General features: G+C 50.0%; 9 protein-coding genes. 1 reads left to right on the top strand and 8 read right to left on the bottom strand.

The features are described from left to right. Positions 1 to 213 (top strand): hypothetical protein (locus Q8O92_05700; GenBank protein ID MDP2982805.1); only part of this gene is annotated, 213 nt, incomplete at its 5' end. 65 nt (positions 214 to 278) lie between these two features. Here the strand turns inward: Q8O92_05700 and Q8O92_05695 are convergent. From Q8O92_05695 to Q8O92_05660, 8 genes are all read right to left on the bottom strand, one after another. Continuing rightward, positions 279 to 824 carry a hypothetical protein gene (locus Q8O92_05695; protein MDP2982804.1) on the bottom strand — a complete coding sequence of 182 codons (546 nt, stop codon included), beginning with the start codon at positions 822 to 824 and terminating at the stop codon, positions 279 to 281. Continuing rightward, positions 817 to 1,101: a DUF2442 domain-containing protein gene (locus Q8O92_05690; GenBank protein MDP2982803.1), complete on the bottom strand. Its 285-nt coding sequence runs from the start codon at positions 1,099 to 1,101 to the stop codon at positions 817 to 819. Before Q8O92_05690 ends, Q8O92_05695 begins: the two co-directional genes overlap by 8 nt. A 60-nt stretch (positions 1,102 to 1,161) precedes the next feature. Next, positions 1,162 to 1,518, bottom strand: coding sequence for a DUF86 domain-containing protein (locus Q8O92_05685; GenBank protein ID MDP2982802.1), 357 nt, complete (start codon positions 1,516 to 1,518; stop codon positions 1,162 to 1,164). After that, positions 1,505 to 1,807: a nucleotidyltransferase family protein gene (locus tag Q8O92_05680; GenBank protein ID MDP2982801.1), complete on the bottom strand. Its 303-nt coding sequence runs from the start codon at positions 1,805 to 1,807 to the stop codon at positions 1,505 to 1,507. Before Q8O92_05680 ends, Q8O92_05685 begins: the two co-directional genes overlap by 14 nt. Before the next feature lie 147 nt (positions 1,808 to 1,954). Continuing rightward, entirely contained in the window at positions 1,955 to 2,848 is an 894-nt protein-coding gene (gene xerD, locus Q8O92_05675) for a site-specific tyrosine recombinase XerD (GenBank protein ID MDP2982800.1), read from the bottom strand. 2 nt (positions 2,849 to 2,850) lie between these two features. Next, a complete protein-coding gene (locus tag Q8O92_05670) occupies positions 2,851 to 3,474 on the bottom strand; it encodes an MBL fold metallo-hydrolase (GenBank protein ID MDP2982799.1) in 624 nt (207 codons plus the stop codon). After that, positions 3,471 to 4,310: a hypothetical protein gene (locus Q8O92_05665; protein ID MDP2982798.1), complete on the bottom strand. Its 840-nt coding sequence runs from the start codon at positions 4,308 to 4,310 to the stop codon at positions 3,471 to 3,473. The genes Q8O92_05670 and Q8O92_05665 overlap by 4 nt, the downstream gene beginning before the upstream one ends. 20 nt (positions 4,311 to 4,330) lie before the next feature. Next, positions 4,331 to 6,319 carry an ATP-binding cassette domain-containing protein gene (locus Q8O92_05660; GenBank protein ID MDP2982797.1) on the bottom strand — a complete coding sequence of 663 codons (1,989 nt, stop codon included), beginning with the start codon at positions 6,317 to 6,319 and terminating at the stop codon, positions 4,331 to 4,333. Between the last annotated feature and the right edge of the window lie 246 nt (positions 6,320 to 6,565).

Genomic DNA, 6,565 nt, shown 5'->3' with positions numbered 1-6,565 from the left:
GTTAGCAAAATTATGATGTTCTCCCCCTTGTCTAACTACCAAAATATTTTCTCAAAAGGGGCTTTAAATCAAAAAAATACAAATCGTTGCGTGTATTGTTGTAGTAGCTGTGGTAATGTGGGAAAACGTGAAACGTTTTTCCAAGTAACTGTTGGAAAGTCAAAGACTTTTCAATGGTTACGTCATATCCACAGCTTTCTTATTTTTTCATGATACTTTTGACAGTACCGAATTCATTCATTTTTTTTCACTTCATTCGCTTCTACGTGTATTCAAGATCAATATCTGACGCCTTGTTCGGACTCGTATTCCTCCTGACTTTTGTTCGCCAGCCAGTGATCGACATCAACCCATTGAATTAGATACATATCATCCAAAAGGACATGTATCCGGGATTCAGGTTGTCCGGTGGCCGGATTTATTGGAATGAACGATGCTGCGTATATTTTTACAACATCCGCGGTCATGATGGGATTCATTCCTTCAAGGCTTTTACCCGACATAGTAACAAGAGCCCAGATATTATGCGTGTGCATTTTCCGAATGAGCGCCACGTTATCAAAATTTGCACTGACCATTGTAGCAAACATATAGTTTATTTTTTTTACTGGTAAGTCGAGCCTTCCCTCGAAAAACTCGAAGCTGCCCCTTTGCGCCTGCGTATAATTCAAAAGTTGTTTCCCTGTCACCATATCGATTCGTTTGGAATTCTTATCGAATACGATTCGCACCGGAGAATTGTTCTGTGCAAGCGAATCGAAACTGACTGCCATGAGCAGAAAAGCCGCAACCTCCGCAATTAAGAAACGGCTGATTTCAGGCATGGGTCTCCTCACAGCGCAACGCGGGGAAGATATCCTCAGGCTTCTTCCCAGTTACCTTCAGGTACAGGGCATCAGGACATAAATCGGCCTGATCACTCCAGGCCAGCTCTCCGGACGATCCGATCTGAACATGCTCAAAAACACTGCGGTCACGCCATATCGAGAATACACCTTTTCCAACCAGATCAGAAAGATCGACAGTACCGCGAACTCCATCATAGAATACAAGATTCAGTTGATACTGGCCGAGCACCTTGACCTCTTTGATTTTTCGCATGAATGTTTCCATTTGATACAACACAGTTCATTAAACAGCGAAAATCACCAAATTTTCTTATTACGATTCGTTTGTGTTATCCTCGTTGAGGATCTCTTCAAGTTGTTCTGAAATTCTCGGCAGCTCAAATGACACAATCTTCCACAAAATGTCGAAATCAATTTGATCATAGCCGTGGACGAGACGATGGCGTGTACCAATAATCTGTTTCCAGGGAATCTGCTTGTGAGTGTCACGCATCGGCGTGGAGACTCGGCCAGCGGCCTCTCCAATAATTTCAACAAGCTTTATCATCGCCAGGGCAAATATTCGGTCGTTGTCAAGATCGCTGCGGTCACGTCCCCGCACATTCTCGACAGCCTCAGTGGCATGATCACGCATATGGAGCAGAGCCACCTTATCCTCACGCCGCGACATACAATACCTCGGCCTCTCGCATTGCCTCATCCCGGAAATATTTGCTCAATGAAAAAGGCGTATGAAGGTCCACTTGACGGCCAAGAATTTCAGATAAATCGTCTTGGATCCGGATAAAATCGAATCCGGGTGTCTGCCCCGGCTCAAACTCCACAAGAACATCCACATCGCTTTGTGGCGTGAAATCCTTTCGCAAGATCGAGCCAAAAAGAGCAAGCCTGCGTATATGGTTTTGACGGCAAAACTCATTGATGGCACCCACGGGGATTTCAATGCCATGATAGTTCATAGGAAGGTCCTCCCTACAGTATTATCCAGTCTTAATAAAATGAAAAACATAGACTATAGGTTTCAATAACTTATACTATACATAATATCGCAATACACCTTGCATTGTCAAGTCTTTTTCCTTCTTGGTGAAATCCCTTCTTTTCCCTTACGCCCTCGGATGGAATGTCCGATGTACTTCCTTGAGATATTCACGGTCGATGTGTGTGTAGATTTCGGTGGTGGCGATATTGGAATGGCCGAGCAATTCCTGGAGCACCCGAATATCCGCGCCGCCTTCGAGGAGGTGAGTGGCGAACGAGTGACGGAGGGTATGCGGACTGGTATGTTTGGTTATTCCGGCAAGAATCACATATTTCCTCAGTATTTTCCAGAATCCCATCCGGGTGAGCGGCCCTCCGCGGGCGTTGAGAAAGAGTGTTTCACGAGGTATTTTGCCGACAAGGAGAGGTCTGCCGCGGGCGATATATTCCAGAACTTTCTCTTTGGCGGTGGAACCGAGGGGGACTATCCGCTCCTTTGAACCTTTGCCTGTGATACGTACCAGATTTTCCTTGAAAAGAATATTCTGCTCGGTAATACCGACCAGCTCGGATACCCGTACCCCGGTGGCATAAGCGAACTCGAGCATGGCGCGGTCGCGCAGACCTGTAGGTTCGGTGGTGTCAGGAGATTCGATGAGACGGATGACTTCCTCGATGCTGAGCGTGTCAGGCAGTTTCCGGTGACTGGTGAGAATTTCTACCGTTTCAGTGGGATCGACAGAGCAGATACTCTCGCGGTAGAGAAAATGATGGTAAGAGCGCACTGCCGAGAAATTCCGTGAGATGCTGGCCGGAGAAAGCTCAAGACTGCGAAGCTCGTCCAGGAAATCCATTACATGCTTTTTCTGCACCCCCGCAGGCGATGAAATCCCCCTGGTTTTGAGGTAGGAGATGTACCGCCCGACATTGTGCAGGTATGCTTCGAGGGTGTTCGGGCTTAATCCTTCCTCGACATCGAGGAAGGTAACGTATTCTGTAATATCGAAACTTTTCGCCATGATCAGTCCATCATGAACTGGTTATGCTTTTTTTCAAAACCGATTGTTGTCGATTCACCATGGCCGGGATAGACAACTGCGGCATCCGGCATGGGAAAGAACACCTTTCGCAGGGTATTCATGAGTATCCGGTAATCCCCGCCGGGAAGATCCCATCTTCCGACCGATAAACGGAAAATTACATCTCCTGCAAAAACTCCAAGTTCATCGCCTGTGATGAAGGAAACACCTCCCGGAGTATGGCCGGGAGTATGGAGAACTGTGAGCGAGCATTCGCCGAATGATATGAAATCGCCGGCGGAGAGGAGCCGATCTGGTTTCATTTGGGGCAGCATTGTCCCGAACATTGATGAACCGTTTGCTTCCGGATCGGAGAGGAAAGAAGCCTCCGCCGCATGAATCATGACCGGTGCGCCGGTCAATTCGGCAATCTTTCCGGCGCCGCCGATGTGATCGAAATGGCCGTGTGTAAGGAGGATGGCTTTCAGTTCTCTTCCCCGTACAGCCCGGACAAGCGATTCCGAGACACCGCCGGGGTCTATCAAAACGGATTGATTGGAGGAGTCGCAGATTACATGGTAGCAATTGGTCTCCAGGGGCCCGACTGCAAACTGTTCAACTATCATTTTAGCTCCAATGACTTTTTGCTGCGCGTTCTCTGCAGCTCATTATCCGGCAGGCGGCGGTTGAGGAAATCAAGTGACAGTTCCATCACTTCACGTGCTTCATCGGGAGTAGCAGTGCCGACTGTAACCATGTCCCGGTCACGGATGGTGTTCCAGACAAAAGCCAGACCCACCGGCGGCAAAAGACGTCCGGCCGCCAGGGGTTTGATGATCATGACCGGCTTTTTTGCATTGCTGATGGTACGCATCACCCAGTCGGCTTCAACCTGCATGAGGAAACCGGCGGCGTTGTAAATCTGAAGGTACGCTTCCACATCGGCGCCGATTTTATCCGCTATCACAACCGTTTCGGGCATATGGGTGGATAATGCAGGAATCATTCCGCGCTCACGGATCATGGCGGTATAGCGGTCAAGATCGCGGATTGTAGAATGCATACGGTCAAGGAGCGCATCGGTAACACACTGGTGCGGCAGGCAGAAAGTCGAGCCTTGTTCCCGGCAGGCATCGAAGACCCTCTCCGGCTCTTTATCCGGCGGCCCGCCGGGAAGAATATTGAAAGTAGGGGTAACTATTCTTATCATTCGGCGGCCGGTTTTATTCTCGGCTTCTTCAACAGCCTTGAACATCGCAGGCAGCAGGGGACCCATGATGGTATCCACGCCCTGTTCCAGAAAGACTGTGAGGATATCGACAATGTTTTTACGGGTCTGGTAGGTTTTGATAAACGTGTCTTTTGCCAGGCTGGTATGCGACCAGCCGAAAAACCAGTTGGTGCCGATGATAAGGCGGGAGAGGGAAACACCGCCGACAGTAGTTCTGGGAAATTCACTCATGGGAGACTCCAATGTAAGATTTATACTACCTCGCTCTTCCCGAAAACCGACACCCGTTTTTGTTCCAGTTTGAGAGAAAGCTCCACCCATTCATCATTCAATACCCTGCTGCGGTTTTTCAGCGTCTCGTACTCGTTCAGGGTTTTATTGAACTTGTGCTTGTCTGAGCAGAGAACGGGGTTCTCAAGAATCCGCTCGATCTCCTGCAGCCGCGCGTCAGTTTTCTCCACCTCATCCTCGATTTTTTTGATACGGTTCTGGAGAGATTTGTTTTCACGGTAAAACTGGTTGCGTAATTCGCCTTCCTGGCGTTTGCGTTCCTTCTCAAGCATTCGGTGGTTGAGAGAGATATTGGTATCTTCGCCGGACAGGTTCGCTGTATCGGCAACAGCCGGCTGTGTCTGCTGTTCCCGTTCTTTCTTTTCCGAATATTCGGCATAGTTACCGTGGTAGAGGGTGAGAGAGCCGTTATGGATCTCGACTATCCTGTCCACGACAGAGTCTATGAGTTCACGGTCATGGGTCACCAGAACAAGAGTCCCGTCATAAGAGGAAAGCGCATCCGCCAGAACATCGCGGGAGGGAATGTCCAGATGATTCGTGGGCTCATCCATGAGGATGAGATTTGCCGGGCGGATGAGCAGTTTCGCCAGAGCAAGTCTCGCCTTTTCGCCTCCTGAGAGAACGCTGACCTTCTTTTTAACATCGTCGCCCCGGAAAAGGAAAGCTCCCAGCATGGTACGGAGCATCTCGTCCGATTCGTCCGCCGCAGACCGCCGCATCTCTTCCAAAACCGAGTTGTGAAGAAGGAGCTGCTCGGCTTGATGCTGTGCATAATAAGCAGCCCCCACATTATAACCGAGAATGCGCTCGCCAGAATCGAGAGCCAGAAGCCCCGCCAGCAGTTTGAGGAGTGTGGTTTTCCCGGCGCCGTTCGGCCCGACAAGCGCCGCTTTTTCGCCACGGGCAAGCGTCAGACTCAGATCCTGATAAAGCGGAGTTCCATCATAGGAAAATGAAGTGTGCGAAAGGGTGATCACATTCTTTCCGCTCCTGGGAGAGCCGGGAAATTTGAAACGGACCATTGGGGGTCTACGGACTGAAGTGACCATTTCCATCTTTTCCAGGCGCTTGATGCGGCTCTGCACCTGGGTGGATTTTGTGTTTTTCGCCCGAAAGCGGTTGATGAATCGCATTTCGGTTTCGATGAACCGCTCCTGATTTTTGATGGTGGCGTTGATGATCTCTTCCTCTTTTGTACGGGCGGCGCGGTAGGAATCGTAATTCCCCCGGTACAGATGCGGGCCGTCCGATTCAAGAGCGAGAATCCGTGTGGCCATTCGGTTGATGAAAGCGCGGTCATGGCTGATAAGGAGAACCGCTCCCGCATACTGTCTCAGGTATTTCTCAAACCAGATGATGGCATCCAGGTCAAGGTGATTGGTAGGCTCGTCAAGCAAAAGCAGGTCCGGCTCACGGAGGAGCAGTTTGGCAAGCCCCGCCCGCATCAGCCAGCCGCCGCTGAATTCACTTACCGGTCTCTGGTGGTCTTTTTCACCGAATCCCAGGCCGGAAAGGATAACCTTGGCCTCATGCTCGATGCTGTAGCCGCCGGCATGCTCATACCGGGTTTCGATTTCTTCCAGTTCGCTGAGAAGAAAAGCCTGCTGGGCGGGATCGGCGGTTTCAGCGAGCTCGTCGTGAATAAGTTCCCGCTTATGGGCAAGACGCTCGGCGCTTGTGCCTGCGCTTGCGACTTCATGGAGAAGGTCACGGTCGGAGTCGGTGAGGATTTCCTGTTCAAGGTACCCCATGGTCGCTCCCCGCTGAAAGTTTACAGTTCCGGAATCGAACTCCCGGTTCCCTGTAATGATGTCAAAAAGAGTGGTTTTCCCGGAGCCGTTGGGGCCGATGACTGCCAGCCTGTCTCCCGGACTTGCCGAAAACGAAAGGTTGGAAAACAGGAGGCGGTTCCCAAACGACTTGGTCAAAGCGGAAACGGTCAGCATGATAATTCCGATACATGACGAAATATTTTATTGCGTTTCTTTTCAAAATAGATGCCGAAACGGTTTCATCGTTCCCGAGAAGCGGCAACAAGTTCGGCATGACACGTGCACTTCGACAAGCTCAGTGCTCGGTCAGCGGACTCTGAGCCTGTCGAAGAGTCCGCTACATCCTGAACTCGTTTCAGGATCTAAACACTAAAAACATTTTGATAAAACAGACGAAAATATTTCACACCGGTTCCGATA

Origin of the sequence: Candidatus Latescibacter sp., assembly GCA_030692375.1 — a bacterium.
GTDB lineage: Bacteria > Latescibacterota > Latescibacteria > Latescibacterales > Latescibacteraceae > JAUYCD01.
This window is presented reverse-complemented; position numbering and strand designations above follow the sequence as displayed.